Source organism: Paraburkholderia sp. RL18-085-BIA-A (assembly GCF_046027075.1).
In the GTDB taxonomy this organism is placed as follows: Bacteria; Pseudomonadota; Gammaproteobacteria; order Burkholderiales; family Burkholderiaceae; genus Paraburkholderia.
Genome location: NZ_JARESU010000049.1, coordinates 39,610 through 62,578, shown reverse-complemented (window position 1 = coordinate 62,578; position 22,969 = coordinate 39,610). Strand labels below are relative to the sequence as shown.

Genomic DNA, 22,969 nt, shown 5'->3' with positions numbered 1-22,969 from the left:
CTGCGTCTTAATACGGCGGGCGCGGGGGCGCCGCGCCCAGCGCGGCGACCCGCTGCAATTCCGGCATGAAGGCTTTGCGTTCAAGCGCACTGGGTGCGCTCGCCGTGTCGCCGGCGTCGATCGCGAAGCCTTCGCGGCGCCATTTCTTCAGCTTCGCGCGCAGGTTTTCCGCGTCGACCACCAGATCGATATCGACCGCGCCCGCGCCGTCGGCGTCGTCGACGCCATGTTCGAGGCGATAGGTCTCGGGCCGGTCGGCCACGCTGACGCGCCACCATTCCGCGCCGGTTTGTGTCGCGCGCTGATAGAGGCCCAGGTTTGCGTCGTCATTTTCGTCTTCGGTCAGTGCGGGTGTGTTCATGGCAAGAAGATGAAGGGTCGATCAACGGAATGCATTTCGATTTGGCTGAGGCCGAATGACCGACTATCTTATCTTCTGCAGCTTTCGATCTTCCACATGAATCGATACGCGACTTGTGCGCGCGGCCTTGGCAGTGGTGCGAGGCAAGCCGCCTCGGCACGAGCACATCGATTGCGGCGTCCCGACGCGGCCCAGCAGGCGCTCGCGTTGAAGATGGTGTACGCGAGATTGAAGCAGGCGTTTGTGCGGTTGAAGTTTGATGCGTTAAATGTACGTTGGAGGTAGGACGCGCCGCTGTGAGCCGGCGCGCTTTTTTTTGGAGTGCACGTTTCAACTAATCAAGCCGCGACCTGCCCGTCGGCTCTCGTCGATTTGCGCAGCCGCACTGGTATCGACTTCGACGCCGGCACCAGGCTCTCCTTCGCGTGATGCGACAGCGGGATCAAGCGGTTGCATTCGGGGTAGTAGCCCATCACGCAGCCGCGCGGAATATCGAATGCGTGAACCCGCAGGCCGTCTATCTCGCGCGTCACGCCGTCGTCTGAAACCGTCGACACGCACACCGCGTCGCCTTCCGCGAAGCCGAGGCGCGTCATGTCGTCCGCATGCAGCAGCAGCACGTCGCGTGTGCCGTGCACGCCGCGAAAGCGGTCGTCCAGGGCGTAGACCGTGGTGTTGAACTGGCTGTCGCCGCGCGTGGTCATCAGACTCAGCATGTCCGCGCCGATGGGTGGCATGTCGGGGTCTTCATCGAGCGTGGCGGGCGCGATGAAATTCGCCTTGCCATTTTTGGTCTTCCATTTGCGCTCGCACGCCGCAAGCGGCCGGTGAAAACCCCCTGGCTGCCTGAAGCGCTGGTTGAAGTGTTCGAACTGGTCTGGATAAGTGCGTTCGATCGCGTCGCGCACCAGCGCGTAGTCGCCGACCCACGCGTCCCAGTCGACATTCGGAGTGCGCGGCAGCAGTGCCTTCGCGATGCCCGCGACGATCGCCGGTTCCGACAGCAGCATGTCGCCGGCCGGCTCCGCGAGTCCGTGTGAGCCATGCACGCAGGCCGTGCTGTCCTCGACGCTGACCCATTGCTCGCCGCTCGCCTGGCGATCGATTTCAATGCGTCCGAGACACGGCAACAGGTACGCGACTTCGCCGTGCAACAAGTGGCTGCGGTTGAGTTTGGTCGCGACTTACACGGTGAGCCGGAGCTTTCGCCACGCGGGGTCCATCACATGATGGTCCGGGATGGCCACCTGAAAGTTGCCGCCGAGACCGATGAACGCCTTCACTTTTCCGTCGAGCACGCCCTGGCATGCCTCGACCGTGCTCATACCTTTCTCGCGCGGCGGCTCGAACCCGTAGAGTTGCTTGAGCTTGTCGAGCGGCGCAAGCTCGGGCTTCTCGGTGATGCCGACCGTGCGCTGTCCCTGCACGTTCGAGTGGCCGCGAATCGGGCAGATACCCGCGCCGGGCCGTCCGATATTGCCGCGCAGAAGTAGCAGGTTCGACAGCATCTGCACGTTCTGCACGCCGTTGCGATGCTGCGTGATGCCCATGCCGTACAGCACTATCGCGGCCTTCGCGTTCGCATACACCCGTGCAGCATCTTCGAGCGCGGCGCGCGTGAGTTGCGAACGCCGTTCGATCTCATCCCACGAGGTCGCGCGCATCGCGGCAGCGAACGCGCCGAAGCCCTGTGTATGTTCGGCGATGAACGCTGCGTCGAGCACGCGCGGCGAGCCGGTGCGCTGCGCGTCGTCGTCCCATTCGATCAGCAGCTTGCAAATCCCGCTGATCGCCGCCGCGTCGCCGCCTATCTTCAACTGATGGTATTGCGTGCTGATCTGCGTCTCGGCGGGCGTGAGCATGTCGCGCGGCGATTGGGGGTTCGCAAAATGGACAAGTCCGGGCTCCCTGAGCGGATTGAACGTGATGATCCCCACGCCGCGTTTGCGTGCGTCCTGCAACTGATGCAGCATGCGCGGCGCGTTCGTGCCGGTGTTGTGGCCGAAGAACAGCAGGCAGTCGGCGTGTTCGAAGTCCTCGAGTTGCACGGTGCCGACCGGCACACCGATCGTCTTCGGCAACGCGACCGACGTGCTCTCGTGACACATGTTCGAACTGTCGGGCAGGTTGTTGGTCCCGTACATGCGAGCGAGCAGCGCATACAGGTACGACGATTCCAGCGACGCGCGGCCCGATGCGTAGAACACCGCCTCGTTCGGATCGAGCGCCTGCAGTTCAAGCGCGATTTCGGCGAACGCGTGTTCCCAGGTGGTTTGCACGTAGCGGTCGGTGGCGGGATCCCAGCGCATCGGCGCGCTCAGGCGTCCTTGCGATTCGAGTTCGAAGCCGCTCCACGTGCGCAACTCGGCGAGCGTGTGCGCGGCGAAGAAATTCGCGTCGATACGCTTGTTGGTGACTTCCCACGCGGTCGCTTTCGCGCCGTTTTCGCAGAACTCGAACAGATGCGGGTCCGCCGGTTTCGCCCATGAGCAACTCACGCATGCAAAGCCCTCGGGCTTGTTCTGTTGCGACAGGATGCGGCTGCCGTTCAGCGCGACGTGTTCTTGCACGAGGATCGTCGCCACGGCCTTCAGCGATCCCCAACCGCCCGCGGGATGGCGGTATAGCTCGAGCGGCGCGGTGGCCGACGGGTCCGGCAGGGCGACGTCGGCGGTCGAGCGGTCAGTGCTCATGGTTGGCTCCTTGCGGCTTGGCCGGTCGCGCGCCGGCTCGCACTGGAGGGTCCGCAATTAGCGGACCTGTGTATTAAATTGCGCTTTCAATGCTCATCGAGACGGGTGCTCGCAGCCCGTGGTGCCTCATGGCGGACACCGGATGTACACCGGCGGCGGCTTGGCGGGTGGATCGCCTTCGGGAGCGCGCGACGGGTTCTCGGGCTCATCGTCGTCCGGTTGCGGATCGGGGTCGACGTCGGGCAACGGTGCGTCAGGGTCGACCTCGGGCGGCATTGGCGTATGCATGCGCCAACGGGACATGCGACACGGGCCGACGGGATGAGGCAAGGTAGTCGATAAATTCATCGCTGTCTCCGTATGTGGATTTCGTTCTCTTCAAATGAATGCAACCCCCGTGCCTCTAATCGTCGCGCCGGCGCAAAGCTGCGTGGGTGGCCGCGTGATTAGCCGCTAAAAGCGGGCCGGAGTCGCGTGGAACGGCTATTGCTCGAAGCCGGCACGCGCAACGCCGCTGCGGCAATGCCATCGCACACGACACATCATGCACTGACCGTGCAGGAACGAGGGAGCACACATGGCGCGACATAAGGCCGACGTGGCTGACGATGACTTCGAGATTTACGCCAGCTATCACGGAACAGGTGACGGCCGTTACATAGGTGGACTGAAGGTTGTCAGAAAAGCGGACAGGAAAATCCTGTTTCCGTTCGACGGCGCACCGGAGATCGGACCCTATGCGACCGCTGACGAGGCACGGCGGGCCGCGATCGACTATGGCCGCGAGATCGTCGCTGCGGATCGCGCGGCGCCCGAAAAGTGACGGAGATGAGCGACAGCGCAAGACCGATGCGCGGCGGGGACACGCCGCACGACAACGTATCGGCTGGGTATGGCTGCTCAGGGCATGTCGCCGAGGGGCGGCGAGATCGTGCTGCCGCGGCCAGGATCGTCAGGATGCTGGCCGGGCATCGTCGGCTGCGCTGACATCGGCGGGTGCGTGCGATAGCAGCTGTCGATCGATTCGTCCGCGAGGCAGCGCTGGAATGCATCGGCATCTTTCGTTTGCGCGAACTTGTACAGGGTTCGTTCGACCTGGACTTCAGTGTCCGATACCCGAATCGTCGTGATCGTCATGACGCTCTCCTTTTTACAAAACGTGGGCCAGAGCTCCAGTACCGACGCCGCAACGGCCGTGCCCAGCGCGCCACGGGCGCGCCGGCGCCGGTGGCGTCAGTCAGCCGATCGAACCAGTGATTGTTGTGGAGATGGACCGGATGTTGCTGCATCGAAGGAGTGCTTATTCGAAGGAGGGCGCCATGCAGGACACCGAACGCGCTAAAAACGGCGACAAGCCTGACATCTCGCCGGAAACGAGGGCGCGCAACAAGCCGAGCGGAAGGCATTACGTCGAGCCGAGCCCGCTGGGCATCGAGCCGGTGGAGCAGACCGGCGTGGACGCGCAAACCAATCCGCCGCGCTCGGAAGAGCGGCCGGCGCAGACAGCCGAAGTGCCGCTCGGCACCGGCGCGCACGCCGAGCCGCCGGGCGGTGGCGGACGCGAATCGCAACGCAAGGGTTGACGACGTGGTCGCGCTGAGGAGCGCGAGCAAAACCGAATGGAGAGCCATATGCAACAGGATAACGAAGCAATGAATTCCGGCGACGAAGCGCTACCAGACGCGCCGGGCGTCGGCGAGGATCTTTGCGCGGCGTGCCACGGCACAGGCAAGGTGGAGGGTGCGCGTTGCATGGTGTGCGGCGGCACGGGCAAGGTGCTGCAAGGGATTGGCGGCGGTTGAGTGCAGAGCGCGCCTGCAGGAGCCTGGAAGGCGTGACGCAAGGTGAGGGAGACGCGCGGATGGCGGCCGAGTGTAGCACGGGGAGTGCGGCTTTGGGTTAGCTGCGCGTTGCCCGACACACCAGGCCGCGCATCGTCTTCAACGAGTTGGTCAGCGCTGGCCTCTCGGCGATGTCGCTGGTGTCGCGTTCGCTCCTGCCCAGGCGCGCTTTATGCGAGCACTACCGCTTTATGCAAGCACTACTTCGGTTGCACGAATTTTTTGCGCAGGTGGCCTGCAGCGCCCCATGTATTTCGCAACGACTACGGGACTTGCAAGGATCGGGCTGTCTTTGCAGCGATGAATCTGCCGCGCGCCTCGCCGCCCGCCTTCGTCCTCGACTCGCTTCCGCCTCGTCGCACTTCCCGCGAGCCTCAGAACGCACAGGAGCCAATCATGTTCAACGATACGAAACACGGATTCGACGCGGCCAAAACCGAGTACGAAGCATTGATGCTGGAACCGCACGACTGGGTGCCGAACAACCGCAAGTTGCCAGTGTTGATTTACCGGCGCGCATTGATGCCTGAGAGCGACGATCTGGCAGTTGCGTTCGAAATCCTGTTCGAGCGCAACGCCTGGCCGGCGCAGTGGCGCAACGGCATTTTCGACTACCACCACTTCCACGCGACCGCGCACGAAGTGCTCGGCGTCTCGGGTGGCTCTGCGCAGGTGATCGTCGGCGGCCCGGGCGGCAAAGTGCTGACGATATCGGCCGGCGACGCGCTGTTGCTGCCCGCCGGCACCGGCCACTGTCTGCAATCGTTCGAGCGGCAATTTCAGGTGGTAGCCGGATATCCGGAGGGGCAGCAATGGGACATTCGCCGCGAAGCGCTGTCGCCGCAGGAGTTGCAGGCGATGAACGCGCTGCCGTTCCCGGCGCTGGACCCGATTGACGGCAAGCATGGGCCGCTCGTCGAATACTGGTTGCATGCGGCTTGAGGCGGTTTTGCTGCGTGCTTCGACATGACCTTGGGTATGACCTTGAGTCGACCTCGATATGACGCGAGGCCACGCGCCGACCACGCCCGTAAAAACGACTCCCCATCACAAGCACTCTGAAAGTTCATTCGCCGTTCCAGCCGTTGCCGGGCCCCCGTACGCAACGTACCGTGCAGAGTTTCGCGCATCGGCGCATCATCGGTGAGTCTTGCTGCGGTTCCCGATGCGTTGTTCCACGCCAACACGGTCCGCCGTCGCGTTCGCTCAGAGCGTCAAGAGTGCGTGCCGGTCATCTTCCCAATCGCCGATCAAGGAGCGCTCCATGCAAAACGATCCCGCCCTCGACCAGTTGTGCATCAATACGATTCGCACGCTGTCGATGGACGCTGTGCAGAAGGCCAATTCCGGGCACCCCGGCACGCCGATGGCACTGGCCCCGGTCGCCTATCATCTGTGGCAAAACCATTTGCGCTATGACCCCGACGAGCCGCTGTGGCCGAACCGCGACCGCTTCGTGCTGTCGGTCGGGCATGCATCGATGCTGCTGTATTCGCTGCTGCATCTGGCCAACGTCAAGGCCGTCGATCACGACGGCAAGCCGACCGGCTCGCCCGCCGTGTCGCTCGACGACATCGAACATTTCCGACAGATCGAGAGCAACACACCGGGCCACCCCGAGTACCGGCTGACGTCCGGCGTCGAAACCACCACCGGCCCGCTCGGCCAGGGGCTCGGCAACAGCGTCGGCATGGCGATGGCCGCGCGCTGGTATGAGAGCCGTTTCAACCAGCCGGACGCGCCGCTGTTCGATTACCGCGTCTACGCGTTGTGCGGCGACGGCGACATGATGGAAGGCATCTCGCACGAAGCGGCGTCGCTGGCCGGTCATCTGAAGCTGTCGAACCTGATCTGGATCTACGACAGCAACCGCGTGACGATTGAAGGCCACACCGACCTCGCGTACAGCGACGACGTGGAAAGCCGTTTTCGCGGCTACAACTGGCACACGCTGCACGTGGACGACGCGAACGACGCCGCGGCGTTCGAAGCGGCCCTCGTGGAAGCGAAAGGCGTCAAGGACAGGCCGACGCTGATCGTGGTCCATAGCATCATCGGCTGGGGCGCGCCGCACAAGCAGGACACGTCGTCGGCGCACGGCGAAGCGCTCGGCGTCGAGGAAGTGGCGCTCGCCAAGAAGGCCTACGGCTGGCCCGAGGACAAATTCTTCTATGTGCCGGACGGCGTGCACGAACGTTTCGCGGCGGGCATCGGGGCGCGCGGCAAGGCGGCGCGTGTCGACTGGCAAGCGCGTTTCGACGCGTACACCAAACAGTACCCGGACCTCGCGCGTGAATTCGCGCAGATGGAAGCGCATGAATTGCCGGCTGGCTGGGACAGTGGCATTCCCACTTTCGACGCGGACCCGAAAGGTGTCGCGTCACGCGATTCGTCGGGCAAGGTGCTCAACGCGATCGCCGCGCGCGTGCCATGGATGATCGGCGGCGCGGCGGATCTCTCGCCGTCCACCAAGACCAATCTGAAGTTCGAAGGCGCGGGCAGCTTCGAAGCCGACAACTACGCGGGCCGCAATCTGCATTTCGGCATTCGCGAACATGGGATGGGCGCGGTGGTCAACGGGCTCGCGTTGTCGAATCTGCGGCCGTACGGCTCGACTTTCCTGATCTTCAGCGACTACATGAAGCCGCCTATCCGCCTGTCGGCGATCATGGAAGTGCCGTCCATCTGGGTGTTCACGCACGATTCGATCGGCGTCGGCGAAGACGGTCCGACTCATCAGCCGATCGAGCAACTGGCATCGCTGCGCGGCGTGCCGGGGCTGACCGTGCTGCGTCCGGGCGACGCGAACGAAGTGGCCGAGGCATGGCGTGTGGCACTGGCCGACCCGCGGCGGCCGTCGTGCATCGTCCTGTCACGCCAGGCGTTGCCGACACTCGACCGCAGCCGCTATGCCGCCGCGAGCGGCGTGCAGAAGGGTGCCTATGTGCTCGCCGATGCACCGGCCGGAGAGAAGCCGCAGGTGATCCTGATGGCGACGGGCAGCGAGCTGTCCATCTGCGTGGACGTCTACGAGAAGCTCAAGGGCGAGGGCATTGCGGCGCGCGTGGTGTCGATGCCGTCGTGGGATGTGTTCGAGCGCCAGGACGACGCGTACCAGGACTCGGTGTTGCCCGCGGACGTGGATGCGCGGGTCGCCGTCGAGCAGGCCGCGACGCTCGGCTGGGACCGCTATGTGGGCCGGCTCGGCGCGCAGGTGGTGATGCATACGTTTGGGGCATCCGCGCCGCTGGCCGATCTGAAGAAGAAATTCGGCTTCACGCCCGAGCATGTGTACGAAGCGGCGAAGCAGCAGATCGCGCGGGTGCAGTCGAAACGCGGCGCCTGATGGCTTGACGAGTGCGATGAAACAACCGGCGGCATTCAAGCCGCCGGTTGCCGGATTGTCCATTTGCCCGAGCGCCTGATTGCCGCCGACGCTCAGCCTCAGTTCGCCGGAATCGTCACCACCGGCGCCTTGCTGCTCGTATCGGCCTCGGCCAGCGCCATCACATTCTGCACGACCGTGAACGCGTATTTCGAGTCGAAGTCGTTGCGCTCGACCCAATACATCGACGGACCATAAGCAATCGATACATACGCATTATCGGGCGCCCGCTGGCCGGAATGAATGATGATCGTCGGCCGCGTCTCGCCGCCGATCAGACCCACGGTGGGCGTGGTCGACCCGTCGCCGATCCGCTCGACCGGCACTTGCACCTGCGCGCCGAGGTCGGTCAATATGCCGAGCACCGAGCGCGTCACCAGCGGAATCTTGTCGCCCTTGCGCGATGTCGACGAAGGCCCATACACCAGCTCGTAGGTCCGCGTATTCGACGACAGATGCAGCAGCTTGCGCACACGCGCCACGTCGGCTGCCGTTTTCGGCGACTCGCCGCTGGTGGTCGCGCCCATCACCAGAAAGACGCCCATCGGGCTACTCTTGCCGTCCTTGCCTTGCGCCTCGCGCGACTCGACGTTCAGCTCGCCGGCCAGTTGCAGACGCCGCAATGCGCGCAGCAATTCGAAGAAGCCGGGCGCGCCCGCGCTGTTCTCGCCGCCGAGCGCATTGCCGTTCTGCAAACCGCCCACCGACTGCGCGGTGATGCGCAGCAGCAGGTCGATCGGAATGCCGCCTTCGGCAAGCGGCATCACCAGCGACGGCGCGAGCGGCCGGATATACGCGGACGCGAACGCCTCGCCGGTGGTCGGCGTGAAGGTGAAGGTCGGGTGGTTCGAATAGGACACGCTGCCGGTCGCGAGCGCGTAGTTCGGCATGCTGCCCGAGCCGGCATTGAGGGTGGCGCCGCCGGTCGTGTCGAAGGTGTACGCGGCGATGATGCTGCTGACGGTCAGAAACGCGGGCGCGTCGCCGTAGCGCAGGCCGATCACGGCGGCGAGTATCGCGCGTTTCTTCGCATCGCCGAGGGCGCGCGCGTAGTCGACCTGGTCGGCCTTGAGGCGGGACGGTCCGACATGCACGCAGGCGCAGGTGAGGCACGCGGCCCACAATGCGGCGGCGACGGAAGCTGTTCTGATCATGGCAACGGAAAACGCGGACGGCAATCCGCTGAAGAATGGGCCCGCAACGGCGGTAGCAGGTCGCATTCCCGCGCAGCCCGCATGCCATCCGATTGGTCCGTTTCAGCCGATTAGCAGGCGGTTTGCGCTTTCAGTCGGCGAGTGAGTCGTCGCGCAGGATTTGCCGCTGCATTGCAAGATTTGCACGAGCGCGCGCGGTGCTACGCGTCGCGGACGCATGCGTGAAGTGTGACGAAGGGCAATCACGACCCGACCGTGCGTTTTTCCACGGCGTGGCCGTGATCTTCGAGCGTGCTGCGATATGCGCGCGACTGCATTTCAGCCAGCCGGCTCAACGTTCTCGACAGGTCATGCGCACCTTCGAGGCCGATCAAGGCCGTATCCAGCGGTTGATCGGACGCGATGAAGAGCGCGCGCTTGCGGTCGTAGAAGATGTCGATCAGCCACACGAGGCGCTGCAGCGTATGCGCGTGCGTGAGCCGCGCGGTGTGCAGATTGTCGAGAATCAGGCCGTGCCATTGTTCGGCGAGATCGAGGTAGTCGAGATGTGAGCGGCTCGCGACGCAGAGGCTTTCGAAGTCCGCCCACAGCAGGGCCGAGCCCGCCGCACGCGCCGCGAGTGGCCTGCCTGCCGCGCTCAGCGTGAGCGGCTCGACGGTCCCGCTGCCTTCATGGCGCGTGAAAATGTGCCGCAGCGCGTCGCGGCTCGACGTGTCGAGCGGCGCAAAGAAACGCTGCACCTCGGCCAGTTCGCCGCCAAAACGGTAGTCGCGCGCGCCGTCGAAATGAATCACGGTGAAGCGGCGTTTGATCTGCTCGATGGTCGGCAGGAAGCGCTCGTGAAACTCGGGGTTCGCCAGCAGCCCGTCCGGCGCGTAGTTCGACGTCAGCACGATGCGTGTGCCGAGGCCGATCGCGGTGTCTAGAAAGCGGCCCATCAGAAATGCGTCGGCGATATCGTGCACGTGGAATTCGTCGAAGCACAGCAGCTCGACTCCGTCGAGCCATTCACGCGATACCGCGCCGAGCCGGTCATCGCCACGCGGCGCGCTGACCAGGCGCCGGTTCATCTCGCGCAGGAATTCGTGGAAGTGCAGACGCCGTTTGCGGCAGTTCGCCAGCTCGAACGCCGTATCGACGATGAGGCTCTTGCCGCGTCCTGGCAATCCGTAGCAATAGACGCCTTGTTGCGCGAATGCGGCGCCCGGCTTCGCGTGTCGCGATCCGTTTGCGCCGAGGAGCGCGACGAGCGCCACGATCGCGTCGCGCTGACGCGCATCGGGCACGATGCCTCGCGCGGCCAGCTTGCGGGTGATGCGGGCTTCGTCAAGCATGGGTGAGCGTGCCGGTGCACGGCGCGAAGAGCGGAGCGCAGCTTGCGGCGGAGCGTGAGGTCAATGCGGCGGCGAGGTCGTAGAACATGACATGACGGCTGGCGAATATCGCGCCATTTTAGCAGCCACGTCCCCCGTCAAACCCGCTGCTGGCTCAACACCCGTTGCAGCTCGCGAGGATCGACCGGCTTGGTGAAGTGATGATCGAAGCCTGCGTCGACGGCGGTCTGCTTGTCCTGCTGCTGACCCCAGCCGGTGACGGCGATCAGCAGAATGCCGGTGTCGTGATGGGCGCGCCGGATGCGCCGCGCCACTTCGTAGCCGTTCAATTGCGGCAAGCCGATGTCGAGAATCACCGCTTGCGGCGCGAATTCACCGATCAGCGCGAGACCGGCGAGGCCGTCGCCGGCGGTGCGCACTTCGTGGCCCTCGAGTTCGAGCACCATGGCGAGGCTGTCGGCGGCGTCGGCGTTGTCGTCGACGATCACGATGCGCATGCCGGCCGCGTGCGGCAGTTCCGGCATCGCGCTGTGTGCGGGCTCGCCTGTCGTCGCCGACAGCGGCAGGCGAATCATGAATTCGCTGCCCGTGCCCGGCCCGCCGCTGAATGCCGCGACCGAGCCGCCGTGCAATTCCGCGAGCCCGCGCACCAGCGCGAGGCCGATGCCGAGGCCGCCTTGCGAGCGGTCCAGCGCCGGCGCGAGTTGCGAGAACATTTCGAACACACTGCCCAGATGCTCGCGCGGAATGCCGATGCCGGAATCCCGCACGACGATCACTGCCTCGTTGCCTTCGCGCTCCGCCGCCAGCGAGATGTTGCCGCCGGCCGGCGTGTACTTGGCGGCGTTGTTCAGCAGGTTCAGGATCATCTGCGACAGGCGCGTCGGATCGGCGTCGAGATAAAGCGGCTCGCGCGGCAGCGTCACGCTCAGATGATGCGACGACGCCTGCACGGTGGGGCGCGCGGCTTCCATCGCCGACTGCATCGCGCGCGCGAGTTCGAGCCGCTGCTTGCGCAACTCGAGCTTGCCCTGCGTGATGCGCGACACTTCCAGCAGGTCGTCGACCAGATGCGTCATGTGCTGCAGTTGGCGGTCGAACACGTCGCGCGACCAGTTCAGTTGCGCGTCCGCGAATTCCTTCAGACGCAGAATCTCGAGCACGTTGCGCATCGGCGCGAGCGGATTGCGCAGTTCGTGCGCGAGCGTGGCGAGAAATTCGTCCTTGCGCCGGTCGGCTTTCGAGAGTTCGAGATTCAGCCGCTTGAGTTGCTGCTCGGCGCGCCGTCGTTCAGTAGTGTCGCGGCTCACGCACACCGCGCCGTAGATGTCGCCGCGTGCGTTCGCGAGCGGCTTGACGACGGTATCGCACACGCCGCGCGTGCCGTCGCGCCGCACGAAGGTCAGCTCGCCGCGCCACGTGCCGTCGGCGGCGAGCGCGGCGAGCGCTTCGCGGCGAATGCGCAGCGCGTCTTCCGGCGGATGGAGGATCGACACCGGCTTGCCGAGAATCTCGCGCGTGCGATAGCCCAGCATGCGTTCGCCGCCGACGTTGAAGTCGGTGATGTTGCCGCGCAGATCGGTGATCACGATCGCGTCGCTCAAATGCTCGAAGATCGCCGCCTGGCGCAGCAGCACCGTCTGCGCTTCCTTGCGCTCGGTGATGTCGAGGCCGAGGCCGTAGACCGTCAGCGGCTCGCCGTTGCTGTCGTAGGTGGCGCGGCCGCGGCCTTCCATCCAGCACCAGTCGCCGCTCGCATGCATGAAGCGGAATTCGGCGACATAGTCGTCGCCGCTCGCCACCGCGCGATCGACCGCTTCGTTCAGGCCGATCAGATCGCCCGGATGAATCAGTTCGAAAAAGCCGCCTGCGGTGTGCGCGAAACGACCTTCCGCATAGCCGGCGAGCGCCTCCAGTTCGCGGCTCCACCAGAATTTGCCCGATGCCGGATCGTACGACCACGCACCCATGCGCGCGCCGCGCATCGCGAGACTCAGCACGTCGCGGCTTTCCTGCAACGCTTTTTGCGCCAGCTTGTGCGCGGCCACCGACGCTTCCGCGTTGCGACGCGCGAGCAGTAGTTCCTGTTCGTACTTGTGGCGGTCGGCGACGATCAGCACCGCCACTTCGAAGTAGCTCGCGTCGCCGTGACGGCGGCACACCGCGTTGAGCAGCATCGGCACCATGTGGCCGTCGCGGTGGATCATGTTCAGCTTCACCTCGGCCACCGAGCCCTGCATTTGCAGCAACGGCGCCCAGTGCGTCTGATAGAACACCTTGCCGCCGGCGCTCAACAGATCCTGGATAAGCTTGCCGCCCATCAAATCGGCCGCGCCGTAGCCGAGCCAGCCGCAGAAGGTCGCGTTCACGCGCTGGATGCGGCCGTTGGCGTCGGTGACGAGCAGGCCGCACGCGGCGTGCTCGTACAACGCGTCGGCTGACGGCAGCGGGCGGTCGGTGGAGGACATCGCGTTACAGGCTCAACTGTCCGAGAAAGGCGTTGATTGCCGCCGAACTGGCGCTGGGCGAACTCAGGTGCGGACAATGGCCGACGTTCTCGATTACATGCAGCGTGCTGAGTGGCATCGTTCGCCGCAGGTATTCGCCAACCGCGCACGGCGCGATGATGTCGTCGCTGCTTTGCAGGATCAGCGCGGGCGTGGTGTTGCGCGGGAGTATCGCGCGATGGTCGGAAAGGAACGTGACGCGCGCGAATTGCCCGGCGATCTCGGGATCGGTGCGGCAAAAACTGTTGGTCAGTTCGATGCCGAGTTCGCGCTGCGTCGGCGCGCCCATGATGACCGGCGCCATCGTACTCGACCAGCCGAGATAATTGCTTTCGAGCGTGCGCAGCAGATCTTCGATGTCGTCGCGCGTGAAGCCGCCGGTGTAGTCGCCGTCGTTCACATAACAGGGTGACGGGCCGACCATCACCTGGGCGGCGAACAGATGCGGCGCCTTCAGACTCGCGATCAGCCCGATCATGCCGCTGACCGAATGGCCGACGAACACGACGGGCTCGTCGGCCACCGCGCGGACGATTTCGACGAGGTCGTCGGCGTAGCCTTGCAGCGAGTCGTATTTGACGGTGTCGTAAGCGGACAGGTCCGACGAGCCGCTGCCGACGTGATCGAACAGCACCGTGCGGAACCCGGGATGAAACGACGGCGCGAGGTAGCGCCACATGGTCTGATCGCAGCCAAAGCCATGCGCGAACACCATGGTCCGTTTGCCGCTGCCGGAGATCCGTATGCTGTTGCGCTGGGTAATGCTCATTGTCGAGTCCTGATGTCTGCGGAAGCGATGCGCGGAATGCGGCGGGCCGACGTCCGGGGGAATGTTACCGCAGTCTCGTCGCCAGAAGGGGCGTGACGCGATCGTCAAGCGGTGCGCGTTATGCGTTGTCGGTGGCGTTGGTCGTTGCTTCGCTCGTTGCACGAGGTCAATCGGTTTTGATTTCCGGCTGGGGCGCGTGAATGGGCTCCTGGCCGAATCGTTCGTATTGCGAAATCACCTGCGCGCCGAACAGCAGCAGCGTAGCCAGCCATTCGAGGCTGAGCAGGATCACAATCGCCATCGTCAGTGATCCATACACCACACTGACCTGCGATAGTGTCTCGAAGTACCAGACCAGCACATGGCGCGTGATCTCCCACAATACGGCGGCCACCACGCCGCCGAACAGCGCATGTTTGACCGACGGGCGCCCGACCGGCATGACCAGATAGATCGATGTCAACACGAAAATCTCCCCCGCGAGGCCCAGCAGATACAGCAGCACACGCGTAGGCCCTTCCAGCGAAACATGCAGGCCGAACAGGTCGACGCCCGCAGCTCCAATCGATTCGAGCGCGCTCGACACGCACGTGACGATCAGCAGCCCGACGCCGAGAAAAAGAATGTAGCAATAGGGCAGCAGCGCCGATAGCAGGAAGTGCCGCCGCCGGATCACCACGCGGTGCACGAAGATCAGCGACATCGCGTTTTCGAGCACCGTGAACGCGAGCGAGCTGAAGAAGATCATGGTCAGCAACAGCACCCAGCCGATCACCGCGCGATGTTCGAGAAAATTCGCCAGCTCCTGCACCAGCGCATTCGACTGGCCGGGCACCAGCCATCGGAGCAGATGGGCGAGCGCGGCGAGCAACACCTGTTGCGGCAGGAACCGCGACAGCACGATCACGATCAGGATCAGCAGCGGTACGATCGACAGCAAAGCGTAATACGCGACCGCGCCGGCGAGCAGCAAACCCTGGTTCGCACGAAATGCCTTCAGCGTTTGCAGGATGAACGGGCCGGGATGCTTCGCGATATACAACGCGTGCTGGTCGAAGAGGCTTTGCATGGGGTCTCGCGATGCGTATCGGGGACTGCCGGCTGGCAGCCAGTCTCGACATGCCTGCTTGCTTTATATACCGTAAGCAAGAACGCAGCCAAGCGTGGCCTCGGGTATGCGAAGAAGCAGGTGCGCCGTGTATTGGCCAGGAATGCTGTTTGCTTGGTGCTGTTTGCGTGGATGCATGTCGACATGATTCACCATGTATCGACACCGTTGAGGCACGCGCGTTCACGCATAGCGAGCCGGAATCGGCATCCTCTCACCACCGAGCCAGACTTCAGGAACTGCCCGATGGATCAGCCGGAACGTCAATTGAACATCGGGTCGGACAAACAGGACGAACACGACACGCGGGATCTCGTCGTCGCGCGGCCGGAAGGTCTGTATTGCCCGGCGGGCGATTTCTATATCGACCCGTGGCGTCCGGTCGAGCGCGCGGTGATCACGCATGCGCACTCCGATCACGCGCGCTTCGGACACCGGCACTACCTCGCTGCGCGTGCTGGCGCGAACGTGCTGCTGTCGCGTTTGCCCGGCATCACGTTGCAAACGCTCGCTTATGGCGAGCGGCTCGCGATCGGCGCCACGATCGTATCGCTGCATCCGGCCGGACATGTGCTGGGTTCATCGCAAGTGCGCATCGAGCGCGCGGGACGTGTGTGGGTGGCATCGGGCGATTACAAGCTCGACCCCGACCCGACCTGCGATCCGTTCGAACCGCTGCGTTGCGATGCTTTCATTACCGAATCGACCTTCGGCTTGCCGATCTATCGCTGGGACGCGCCGCAAGTCGTGTTCGAAGGAATCGACTCATGGTGGCGTCACAATGCCGCCGAAGGGCGCGCGTCCGTGCTGTTCTGCTATTCGTTCGGCAAGGCGCAGCGCGTGATGGCGAGCGTCGACGCGGCGATTGGCCCGATCTTCTGTCACGGCGCGGTCGAGCCGCTCAATCGCGCGTATCGCGAGGCCGGCGTGCGCTTGCCGCCGGTCGGCCTGGTGGGTGAAATCCCGGCTAAAGACAAGGCGGCGTTCAGGCAGGCGTTGATCGTGGCGCCGCCCTCCGCGCAGGGCAGCGCATGGCTCAGGCGCTTCGGCGACTATAGCGATGCCTTCGCGTCGGGCTGGATGCGTCTGCGTGGCGCGCGCCGCCGACGCGGCGTCGATCGCGGCTTCGTGCTGTCGGATCACGCGGACTGGCCGAGTCTGCAAAGCGCGATACACGCTACCGGCGCCGCGCGTGTGATCGTCACGCACGGTTCGGTCGAGCCGATGGTGCGATGGCTGCGCGAGCAGGGCCTCGAAGCAGGCGCATTTGAAACGCAGTATGGCGACGACACCGTCGAAGCCGATGCCGCGGGCGGCGTCGAACCGGCAGCGGCGAGTCACGCATGAAACGCTTCGCCGCCCTCTATACCGCGCTCGATGCAACCACGTCCACGCACGACAAACTCGAAGCGCTCACCAGCTATTTCGCCGCGGCCGAGCCGGAGGATGCCGCGTGGGCGTCGTACTTCCTCGCCGGCGGCAAGCCGCGTCAATCGGTGCCTACGCGTCTGTTGAGCGAGATCGCCCGCGAGCGTGCCGGCTTGCCGCCATGGCTGTTCGAGGAGTCGTATCACGCGGTAGGCGATCTCGCTGAGACCATCGCGCATATCTTGCCGCCCGCGCAGCGCACGTCGGAGTTGGGTCTCACGCAATGGATCGAGCAGCGCGTGCTGACTTTGCGCGGCGTGCCGCCCGAGGAATTGCGCACGCGTTTACTCAGCTATTGGGACGAGCTTGATTGGGGCGGCCGCTTTTTGCTGACCAAACTGATCGGCGGCGGCTTCCGGGTCGGCGTCGCGCGTCAGCTGGTGGTCAGGGCGTTGGCGGAAGTGGCGGGCGTCGATCATAAACGGATTGCGCAACGCATGGTCGGCTGGACCGATTCGCATCAGAAGCCGGACGCGGCGCGCTATCTGCGTTTGATCGCGCCTGAAGTGACGGGCGAAGGCGCTCAAACGGGCGAGCATGCGCATGAACAACAGGGCGACGGCGATCCCGGCTTACCGTATCCATTCTTTCTCGCGCATCCGTTGCAGAGCGATCCGGCGACGCTTGGCGACCCCTCGCAGTGGTTGATCGAATGGAAGTGGGACGGCATTCGCGCGCAACTCGTCAAACGCGGCGGCCGTGTGTGGTTGTGGTCGCGCGGCGAGGATCTGATCACCGACCGCTTTCCCGAAGTGGCTGCATTGGGCGACGCGTTGCCCGACGGCTATGTGATCGATGGCGAGATTCTCGCGTGGGAGCCGGGCGCCGTTGCGCCTTTGCCGTTCGCGCGTCTGCAACCGCGCATTGCTCGTAAAACGCTGACGAAAAAAGTGCTCGCCGATTCACCCGCCGCGCTGCTTGCTTACGACCTGCTCGAAGCCCAAGGCCAGGATCTGCGCATGACGCCGCTCGTCGAACGGCGCGCGCGTCTCGACGAGTTGGCTGCGGCTGTCGACGGCACGTTGGCGCGCGATCTGTTGCGCGTGTCGCCGCTGGTTAGCGCGCCCGATTGGCAGGCGCTTGCGGCGTTGCGCGAAGAGAGCCGTGCGCGCGGCGTGGAAGGACTGATGCTGAAGCAGCGCGAATCGTTGTATGGCGTGGGCCGCACCAAGGCTTCGGGCACGTGGTGGAAATGGAAGATCGACCCTTATGCGGTAGATGCCGTGCTGGTTTACGCGCAACGTGGTCACGGCCGCCGTGCGAGCCTCTATACCGACTTCACGTTTGCAGTGTGGGATGAAGCGAATGGCGTGCGCACGCTTGTGCCATTTGCGAAGGCCTATTCCGGTCTCACCGATGAAGAGATGCGTCAGGTGGATGCGATCGTGCGCAAAACCACCGTTGAAAAGTTCGGCCCCGTGCGTAGCGTCACGCCCACACAGGTGTTTGAAATCGGCTTTGAAGGGATTCAGCCAAGTCCGCGCCACAAGTCGGGCGTCGCAGTGCGTTTTCCACGCATGCTGCGTTGGCGTACCGATAAACAGATCGACGATGCCGATACGTTAGCAATGCTCAAGGGCTTCATCGACGATCGTGCGGGATAACCCGCTGCGCGCAAACCCCTAAAACGTTGACGCTATTTCGGCAAGCTTCCTCGCTTATTCTGTGAGTGTGTCGACGCTACCGATTGCGCCGTGAACACACGTCAAATTTTCGTCTTCGCTGCAACGATTCGCGCAGCCGGACGGACCGCAGCAAGCGCTTCACGCGATGCACGCGGCAAGGGCGAAGTGCACGGCAGAAGTGCGTTTTCGCATCAGCGATGCACGTGGGCATCGTGCGATTTTGCATTGAATCGGCTGGATTGATGGGTAGATGGCGGCTTGCTTCGCAAACCGTGGGTGCGGCGTAAGCCGTATGCAGCGGTGCTGTGATAGCGCTGCGACGTCATTCGAAGCTATCGCGTGGCGAGCGATGAGCTTTGCCCCCGGAGTGGGAGCGAATCTTGCGCCCGCGTCCCGGGGTGCCCGGCGGCGGCACACGCAAAAGCCAAGGAGAAGATGGTGACGTTCGATGAAAGGATGGATGAAAACGACGACGTCGTGGTGTGGCGGCCAATTCAGTATGCAATGGTCTCGCATCGTCGCGTGCTGGTGGTGGACGACTATCGGGAAGCGGCGGACGCATTGCAGATGCTGCTGACTGCCGATGGCTTCGATTGCCGTGCGCTCGACGATCCGTTCGCCGTTTGTGCCATGGCTTGCGAATGGCAGCCGTTCGCAGTGGTGCTGGACATCAAGATGCCGGGACTGGATGGACTCGAGTTGGCGCGTCGGCTGCGCGCTAATCCGTCGACTGCGCAGATGCTGCTGGTTGCGTGTACCGCTTTCGCTTCGAGGGACGACCGCGCACGCGCGCGGGCGGCGGGCTTCGATGCGCATTGCGCCAAGCCGTTGACCCCGGAGCGTCTCTTGCGTGTGCTTGAGTCGGCAGCGGCGCTGCATGTCGTCGGACCGCCGTGAGGGTGGCGGACATTTTGCGCGTGTTCGCAATGCGTTGCGCATTGCGTGTTGTTGAAAATGATTCCGCAGCCATTGTCATAAAACGGCTAGAAAGCTCTGCAAAAGTGCGTCATGTCCAGAGGCGTGGATTCAGCGAAATCACCGGACTGACCATCGTTCTTCACATTCCTGCTTGCAGAATGCTTGCTTCGGATGTAACCGCGTATAGCCGGCTATATCCCCGTTATATTCCGTGATGACTATCGGGTGAAATACCGGGTGAAATGCATTAGTCAAGTTAGTTAGGGTTATTGACTATGTTGGACGGGCTTATTGTTTGCCGGCCGTTTGCAGCAGATCGTGGGCGCCTTTGGGCGCTCACGCCGTATCAGTCAACAACGCTTTTCAGGCTGTCCACGATTACTTCAGTCACTTAATCGGGCGCGTACTTGAATTCAGGTAGCGCTTCAAGGGACTTCTTCGTGGCTTCGGGCAGCATTACGCGCCGGTTTTCTATCTGCAAGTCGTTGAACGGAACGGCGACCAGGTGTTTGCCCATCCCCAGAAAGCCGCCCACCGAAAGGATTGCGTAGGTGCCGCGATCGCCGCTCGGCGAGACGATAAGATCGTCCAGCGTGCCGATGTTGTCCTTGCTCCGGTTGTACACGTCGGCGCCGCTGAGCTTCGACGCGCGATAGCCACTCGCGAGTTGAACCACATCCGTGCGTTTTTCGGTAATCGCCTGAGGAGCGCCTTGGGCGTATGTATTACCGTAAGAAGAGGCGAGCGCCGTAAAAAGCATTGCGCTGGCGACAAGCGGCTTGATCTGTATTTTGCGCATGATAAATGTTCTCCCTGTGGTGTTCGGCGCGCTCCGGCAGCATGTGTGCGGCGGCCTTCACGGATGGCTTTCATTTTGTTGGCTGCAAAAGCTGTGCCGCGGGTGTGCCGCGAAGTGGGACGTGACGCCGCCGATTCGTCATCGTCCACGCCGCACCGCCCCAGGTCTGGAACTTGCTCATCCAGCGGGCCCGCTGTTTGGTGCGCCAACGCATACTCGCCGGAACCGGCGCCAGGCCGGGCGACCCGCGCAATCCGCGAGTTTTGAAGGAGTGCCACCGGCCTGGAATTGCCTGCATCGACTGAACCACCGCCTACATCCGAACACGCGCGCAAGCGCCTCTTGTTTCCACAGGAACCCCTATGTCATCCCAGGCCAATTACTCGACGCGCATCTCTGAAGGCACGCCTTTTCCGCTTGGCGCGACATGGAACGGAAGCGGTGTCAACTTCGCGCTGTTCTCGGCGCACTCGACCAGGGTCGAACTGTGCCTGTTCGACGAGTCCGGCCAGAACGAAATCGAACGTATCGAGCTGCCCGAGTACACCGACGAGGTCTGGCACGTGTTCGTGCCGAATCTGAAACCGGGCGCGGTCTACGGCTACCGCGTGCACGGCCCGTACGAACCGGAAAAAGGTCATCGTTTCAATCCGAACAAGCTGCTGCTCGACCCCTACGCGAAAGCACACATCGGCGAGTTGAAATGGGCGCCGGAAATTTTCGGCTATACGCTCGATTCGGAAGAGGGCGACCTGTCGTTCGACGAGCGCGACAGCGCGCCCTTCGTGCCGAAGTGCAAGGTGGTCGACGCCAATTTCTCGTGGAGCCATCCCGAACGCAACGCGCTGCCGTGGGAGCGCGTGATTTTTTACGAAACCCATGTGCGCGGTTTTACCAGGCGTCATCCGGAGGTGCCGGAGAAATTGCGCGGCACTTTTGCAGGACTGGGACAGCAGGTCGTGCTCGACCACATCCGCAACCTCGGGGTGACGTCGGTCGAATTGATGCCGATCCAGACTTTCGTCAACGACAGCTATCTGCTCGACAAAGGTCTTACGAACTACTGGGGCTACAACACGATCGGTTTTTTCGCGGCCGATCCGCGTTTCTTCGCGTCGCTGACCGACTCGGTGGCCGAGTTCAAGGAGATGGTGGACCGATTTCATCAGGCCGATCTCGAAGTCATTCTCGACGTGGTCTACAACCACACCGCCGAAGGCAACGAGCGCGGCCCGACGATCTCGTTCAAAGGCATCGACAACGCGTCGTACTATCGTCTGATGCCCGACGAGCCGCGCTACTACATCAACGACACGGGCACCGGCAACACGCTGAACCTGTCGCATCCACGCGTGCTGCAGATGGTCACCGACAGCCTGCGCTACTGGGTGACTGAAATGAAAGTAGACGGCTTCCGTTTCGACCTCGCGACGATACTCGGGCGCGAGACCCATGGCTTCGACGAAGGCGGCGGCTTTCTCGATAGCTGCCGGCAAGACCCGGTGCTCTCCAGCGTGCGGCTGGTTGCCGAGCCATGGGACTGCGGTCCCGGCGGCTACCAGGTGGGCGGCTTTCCGCCTGGCTGGGCCGAGTGGAACGACCGCTTTCGCGACACGGTGCGCGAATACTGGAAGGGCGACGAAGGCAAGGTCGCTGATCTCGCCACGCGTCTTACCGGCTCGGGCGACAAGTTCAATCATCGCGGCCGGCGTCCGTGGGCGAGCGTCAACTTCATCGCCGCGCACGACGGCTTCACGCTGAACGATCTCGTGTCGTACAACGACAAGCACAACGAGGCCAACGGCGAGGACAACAACGACGGCCACTCCGACAACAAGTCCTGGAACATGGGGGTGGAAGGACCGACCGACGACGCCGAGATTCGCGCGCAACGCGAGCGTCAGAAACGCAACCTGCTGGCTACGCTGCTGCTGTCGCAAGGCTCGCCGATGCTTCTCGCGGGCGACGAATTCGGCCGCACGCAGAAGGGCAATAACAACGCGTATTGCCAGGACAACGAGATCAGCTGGGTCGATTGGGAAGCGATCGACGACGATGGCCGCGCGCTCACCGAGTTCGTCAGGAATCTGACCACGCTGCGTCACCGTCTGCCGGTGTTGCGGCGCGGGCGCTTTCTCACCGGCGAATACAACGAGGCGCTCGACGTGACGGATGCCCGCTGGCTTTCGCCGGACGGCACCGATATCTCCGCGGAGCAATGGGACGATCCGTCGATGCGCTGCTTCGGGCTGGTGATCGATGGACGCGCGCAGGCGAGCGGCATCCGTCGGCTCGCATCCGATGCGACCTTGCTGCTGGTGCTGAACGCGCATCACGACGTCGTCAATTTCACGCTGCCTGATATTCCGGAAGGCGACACGTGGACCTGCCTGCTCGACACCAACATGCCGGTGCGGCCCGAGCTGCCGCAGTTCAGCGCAGGCGACGCTTACCAGGTGACTGGGCGCTCGCTGCTGCTGTTGGCGCTCGAAGCGCCGAGCCGCGCGACCCAGCGCGTGTTCGACCGGCTTGAAGAGCAACTCACTTCCGATGAAGGCGAAGCGTCGGCCGGTTCGTGATGGCTAGTCCCCCGAAGTGCGGCGTTGCGCGCGCGGGGTCGAGAGTGCAGGCGAGTTCGGTTGAGTCCGGACGGCGTCCAGGTATAGGGCTTGCTCGATCGCCGATGACAGTTCGCTCGCCGCAATGGCGGCGAGCGCGCGTCGCAGCCGATGTCGGTCTTCGCGAGGTCCACCCAGAGGTGATCAAATGGAACAGGAACAAACCGCTCAAGAGGAGCAGATTCGCACGCGCGCCTATTACCTGTGGGAACAGGCCGCGGACCCCAAGGGCACGCCTGACGAATACTGGGAGCAGGCGCGCGCGGAGATAGAGAAGGAAGCGCCGCCGATAGAAAGCGGGCCGATTGCCGAGGAGCCGGTGAAGTAAGCGCGCGTCGCAATGCAGGCAGACGATGAGCAATGGCGTGTGGATGCAAAACGAGGTGTAGGGGATGTAAAACGCGGCTCTTCTGACCTGACGTGTAAAGC

19 protein-coding genes and 1 pseudogene are annotated in these 22,969 nt (G+C 63.7%); 10 read left to right on the top strand and 10 right to left on the bottom strand.

Annotated features, from left to right (window positions below):
• Positions 1 to 7: 7 nt before the first annotated feature.
• From P0D89_RS27845 to P0D89_RS27835, 3 genes and pseudogenes are all read right to left on the bottom strand, one after another.
• Positions 8 to 361, bottom strand: a complete 354-nt coding sequence (locus tag P0D89_RS27845; RefSeq protein ID WP_408377536.1) for a hypothetical protein — start codon at positions 359 to 361, stop codon at positions 8 to 10.
• Between the two features lie 338 nt (positions 362 to 699).
• A pseudogene (locus tag P0D89_RS27840) lies at positions 700 to 3,054 on the bottom strand (FdhF/YdeP family oxidoreductase).
• A gap of 126 nt (positions 3,055 to 3,180) precedes the next feature.
• The gene (locus P0D89_RS27835) at positions 3,181 to 3,402 is read right to left on the bottom strand and encodes a hypothetical protein (RefSeq protein WP_408377534.1); all 222 of its coding nucleotides are present in this window, start codon (positions 3,400 to 3,402) and stop codon (positions 3,181 to 3,183) included.
• A 229-nt stretch (positions 3,403 to 3,631) separates the two neighbouring features.
• Between P0D89_RS27835 and P0D89_RS27830 the strand changes: the two genes are divergently transcribed.
• Positions 3,632 to 3,877, top strand: coding sequence for a DUF6723 family protein (locus P0D89_RS27830; protein ID WP_408377533.1), 246 nt, complete (start codon positions 3,632 to 3,634; stop codon positions 3,875 to 3,877).
• 77 nt (positions 3,878 to 3,954) lie between these two features.
• On the opposite strand, the gene P0D89_RS27825 is transcribed toward P0D89_RS27830, so the two are convergent.
• Positions 3,955 to 4,191 (bottom strand): hypothetical protein, encoded by a 237-nt coding sequence (locus P0D89_RS27825; protein WP_408357802.1) that lies wholly within the window; start codon positions 4,189 to 4,191, stop codon positions 3,955 to 3,957.
• A gap of 182 nt (positions 4,192 to 4,373) precedes the next feature.
• Between P0D89_RS27825 and P0D89_RS27820 the strand changes: the two genes are divergently transcribed.
• The 4 genes from P0D89_RS27820 (at position 4,374) to tkt (ending at position 8,241) form a co-directional block, all read left to right on the top strand.
• A complete protein-coding gene (locus P0D89_RS27820) occupies positions 4,374 to 4,637 on the top strand; it encodes a hypothetical protein (RefSeq protein WP_408357803.1) in 264 nt (87 codons plus the stop codon).
• A gap of 48 nt (positions 4,638 to 4,685) precedes the next feature.
• The gene (locus P0D89_RS27815; RefSeq protein ID WP_408357804.1) at positions 4,686 to 4,856 is read left to right on the top strand and encodes a hypothetical protein; all 171 of its coding nucleotides are present in this window, start codon (positions 4,686 to 4,688) and stop codon (positions 4,854 to 4,856) included.
• 435 nt (positions 4,857 to 5,291) lie between these two features.
• A complete protein-coding gene (locus P0D89_RS27810; RefSeq protein WP_408357805.1) occupies positions 5,292 to 5,837 on the top strand; it encodes a cupin in 546 nt (181 codons plus the stop codon).
• Positions 5,838 to 6,159: 322 nt separating this feature from the next.
• On the top strand, positions 6,160 to 8,241 hold the full coding sequence (gene tkt / locus P0D89_RS27805) for a transketolase (RefSeq protein WP_408377531.1): 2,082 nt from the start codon (positions 6,160 to 6,162) through the stop codon (positions 8,239 to 8,241).
• Between the two features lie 98 nt (positions 8,242 to 8,339).
• On the opposite strand, the gene P0D89_RS27800 is transcribed toward tkt, so the two are convergent.
• The 5 genes from P0D89_RS27800 to P0D89_RS27780 all read right to left on the bottom strand — a co-directional run bounded on the left by P0D89_RS27800 (position 8,340) and on the right by P0D89_RS27780 (position 15,113).
• The gene (locus P0D89_RS27800) at positions 8,340 to 9,434 is read right to left on the bottom strand and encodes a hypothetical protein (RefSeq protein WP_408357807.1); all 1,095 of its coding nucleotides are present in this window, start codon (positions 9,432 to 9,434) and stop codon (positions 8,340 to 8,342) included.
• 242 nt (positions 9,435 to 9,676) lie between these two features.
• Positions 9,677 to 10,768, bottom strand: a complete 1,092-nt coding sequence (zapE, locus tag P0D89_RS27795; protein WP_408377529.1) for a cell division protein ZapE — start codon at positions 10,766 to 10,768, stop codon at positions 9,677 to 9,679.
• A gap of 137 nt (positions 10,769 to 10,905) precedes the next feature.
• Positions 10,906 to 13,236 carry a hybrid sensor histidine kinase/response regulator gene (locus P0D89_RS27790; RefSeq protein WP_408377528.1) on the bottom strand — a complete coding sequence of 777 codons (2,331 nt, stop codon included), beginning with the start codon at positions 13,234 to 13,236 and terminating at the stop codon, positions 10,906 to 10,908.
• A gap of 4 nt (positions 13,237 to 13,240) precedes the next feature.
• Positions 13,241 to 14,044 carry an alpha/beta fold hydrolase gene (locus P0D89_RS27785; protein ID WP_408377527.1) on the bottom strand — a complete coding sequence of 268 codons (804 nt, stop codon included), beginning with the start codon at positions 14,042 to 14,044 and terminating at the stop codon, positions 13,241 to 13,243.
• Positions 14,045 to 14,210: 166 nt separating this feature from the next.
• Positions 14,211 to 15,113, bottom strand: coding sequence for a YihY/virulence factor BrkB family protein (locus P0D89_RS27780; RefSeq protein WP_408357811.1), 903 nt, complete (start codon positions 15,111 to 15,113; stop codon positions 14,211 to 14,213).
• 285 nt (positions 15,114 to 15,398) lie between these two features.
• Between P0D89_RS27780 and P0D89_RS27775 the strand changes: the two genes are divergently transcribed.
• The 3 genes from P0D89_RS27775 (at position 15,399) to P0D89_RS27765 (ending at position 19,102) form a co-directional block, all read left to right on the top strand.
• On the top strand, positions 15,399 to 16,499 hold the full coding sequence (locus P0D89_RS27775; RefSeq protein WP_408377525.1) for a ligase-associated DNA damage response exonuclease: 1,101 nt from the start codon (positions 15,399 to 15,401) through the stop codon (positions 16,497 to 16,499).
• Positions 16,496 to 18,184: an ATP-dependent DNA ligase gene (locus P0D89_RS27770; protein WP_408377524.1), complete on the top strand. Its 1,689-nt coding sequence runs from the start codon at positions 16,496 to 16,498 to the stop codon at positions 18,182 to 18,184. Before P0D89_RS27775 ends, P0D89_RS27770 begins: the two co-directional genes overlap by 4 nt.
• Positions 18,185 to 18,640: 456 nt before the next feature.
• On the top strand, positions 18,641 to 19,102 hold the full coding sequence (locus tag P0D89_RS27765) for a response regulator (protein WP_408357814.1): 462 nt from the start codon (positions 18,641 to 18,643) through the stop codon (positions 19,100 to 19,102).
• A gap of 412 nt (positions 19,103 to 19,514) precedes the next feature.
• Here the strand turns inward: P0D89_RS27765 and P0D89_RS27760 are convergent, their stop codons facing one another.
• Positions 19,515 to 19,922, bottom strand: coding sequence for a PRC-barrel domain-containing protein (locus tag P0D89_RS27760; RefSeq protein WP_408357815.1), 408 nt, complete (start codon positions 19,920 to 19,922; stop codon positions 19,515 to 19,517).
• Between the two features lie 362 nt (positions 19,923 to 20,284).
• On the opposite strand from P0D89_RS27760, the gene glgX reads away from it, so the two are divergent.
• Positions 20,285 to 22,501: a glycogen debranching protein GlgX gene (gene glgX / locus P0D89_RS27755; protein ID WP_408377523.1), complete on the top strand. Its 2,217-nt coding sequence runs from the start codon at positions 20,285 to 20,287 to the stop codon at positions 22,499 to 22,501.
• Positions 22,502 to 22,688: 187 nt separating this feature from the next.
• On the top strand, positions 22,689 to 22,868 hold the full coding sequence (locus tag P0D89_RS27750) for a DUF2934 domain-containing protein (RefSeq protein ID WP_408357817.1): 180 nt from the start codon (positions 22,689 to 22,691) through the stop codon (positions 22,866 to 22,868).
• Positions 22,869 to 22,969 lie beyond the last annotated feature (101 nt).

Excerpts from the sequence above, each read along its gene's own strand:
- P0D89_RS27845 (WP_408377536.1), bottom strand. The coding sequence starts at position 361 with ATGAACACACCCGCACTGACCGAAGACGAAAATGACGACGCAAACCTG.
- P0D89_RS27835 (WP_408377534.1), bottom strand. The coding sequence starts at position 3,402 with ATGAATTTATCGACTACCTTGCCTCATCCCGTCGGCCCGTGTCGCATG.
- P0D89_RS27830 (WP_408377533.1), top strand. The coding sequence starts at position 3,632 with ATGGCGCGACATAAGGCCGACGTGGCTGACGATGACTTCGAGATTTAC.
- P0D89_RS27825 (WP_408357802.1), bottom strand. The coding sequence starts at position 4,191 with ATGACGATCACGACGATTCGGGTATCGGACACTGAAGTCCAGGTCGAA.
- P0D89_RS27820 (WP_408357803.1), top strand. The coding sequence starts at position 4,374 with ATGCAGGACACCGAACGCGCTAAAAACGGCGACAAGCCTGACATCTCG.
- P0D89_RS27815 (WP_408357804.1), top strand. The coding sequence starts at position 4,686 with ATGCAACAGGATAACGAAGCAATGAATTCCGGCGACGAAGCGCTACCA.
- P0D89_RS27810 (WP_408357805.1), top strand. The coding sequence starts at position 5,292 with ATGTTCAACGATACGAAACACGGATTCGACGCGGCCAAAACCGAGTAC.
- tkt (WP_408377531.1), top strand. The coding sequence starts at position 6,160 with ATGCAAAACGATCCCGCCCTCGACCAGTTGTGCATCAATACGATTCGC.
- P0D89_RS27800 (WP_408357807.1), bottom strand. The coding sequence starts at position 9,434 with ATGATCAGAACAGCTTCCGTCGCCGCCGCATTGTGGGCCGCGTGCCTC.
- zapE (WP_408377529.1), bottom strand. The coding sequence starts at position 10,768 with ATGCTTGACGAAGCCCGCATCACCCGCAAGCTGGCCGCGCGAGGCATC.
- P0D89_RS27790 (WP_408377528.1), bottom strand. The coding sequence starts at position 13,236 with ATGTCCTCCACCGACCGCCCGCTGCCGTCAGCCGACGCGTTGTACGAG.
- P0D89_RS27785 (WP_408377527.1), bottom strand. The coding sequence starts at position 14,044 with ATGAGCATTACCCAGCGCAACAGCATACGGATCTCCGGCAGCGGCAAA.
- P0D89_RS27780 (WP_408357811.1), bottom strand. The coding sequence starts at position 15,113 with ATGCAAAGCCTCTTCGACCAGCACGCGTTGTATATCGCGAAGCATCCC.
- P0D89_RS27775 (WP_408377525.1), top strand. The coding sequence starts at position 15,399 with ATGGATCAGCCGGAACGTCAATTGAACATCGGGTCGGACAAACAGGAC.
- P0D89_RS27770 (WP_408377524.1), top strand. The coding sequence starts at position 16,496 with ATGAAACGCTTCGCCGCCCTCTATACCGCGCTCGATGCAACCACGTCC.
- P0D89_RS27765 (WP_408357814.1), top strand. The coding sequence starts at position 18,641 with ATGGTGACGTTCGATGAAAGGATGGATGAAAACGACGACGTCGTGGTG.
- P0D89_RS27760 (WP_408357815.1), bottom strand. The coding sequence starts at position 19,922 with ATGCGCAAAATACAGATCAAGCCGCTTGTCGCCAGCGCAATGCTTTTT.
- glgX (WP_408377523.1), top strand. The coding sequence starts at position 20,285 with ATGTCATCCCAGGCCAATTACTCGACGCGCATCTCTGAAGGCACGCCT.
- P0D89_RS27750 (WP_408357817.1), top strand. The coding sequence starts at position 22,689 with ATGGAACAGGAACAAACCGCTCAAGAGGAGCAGATTCGCACGCGCGCC.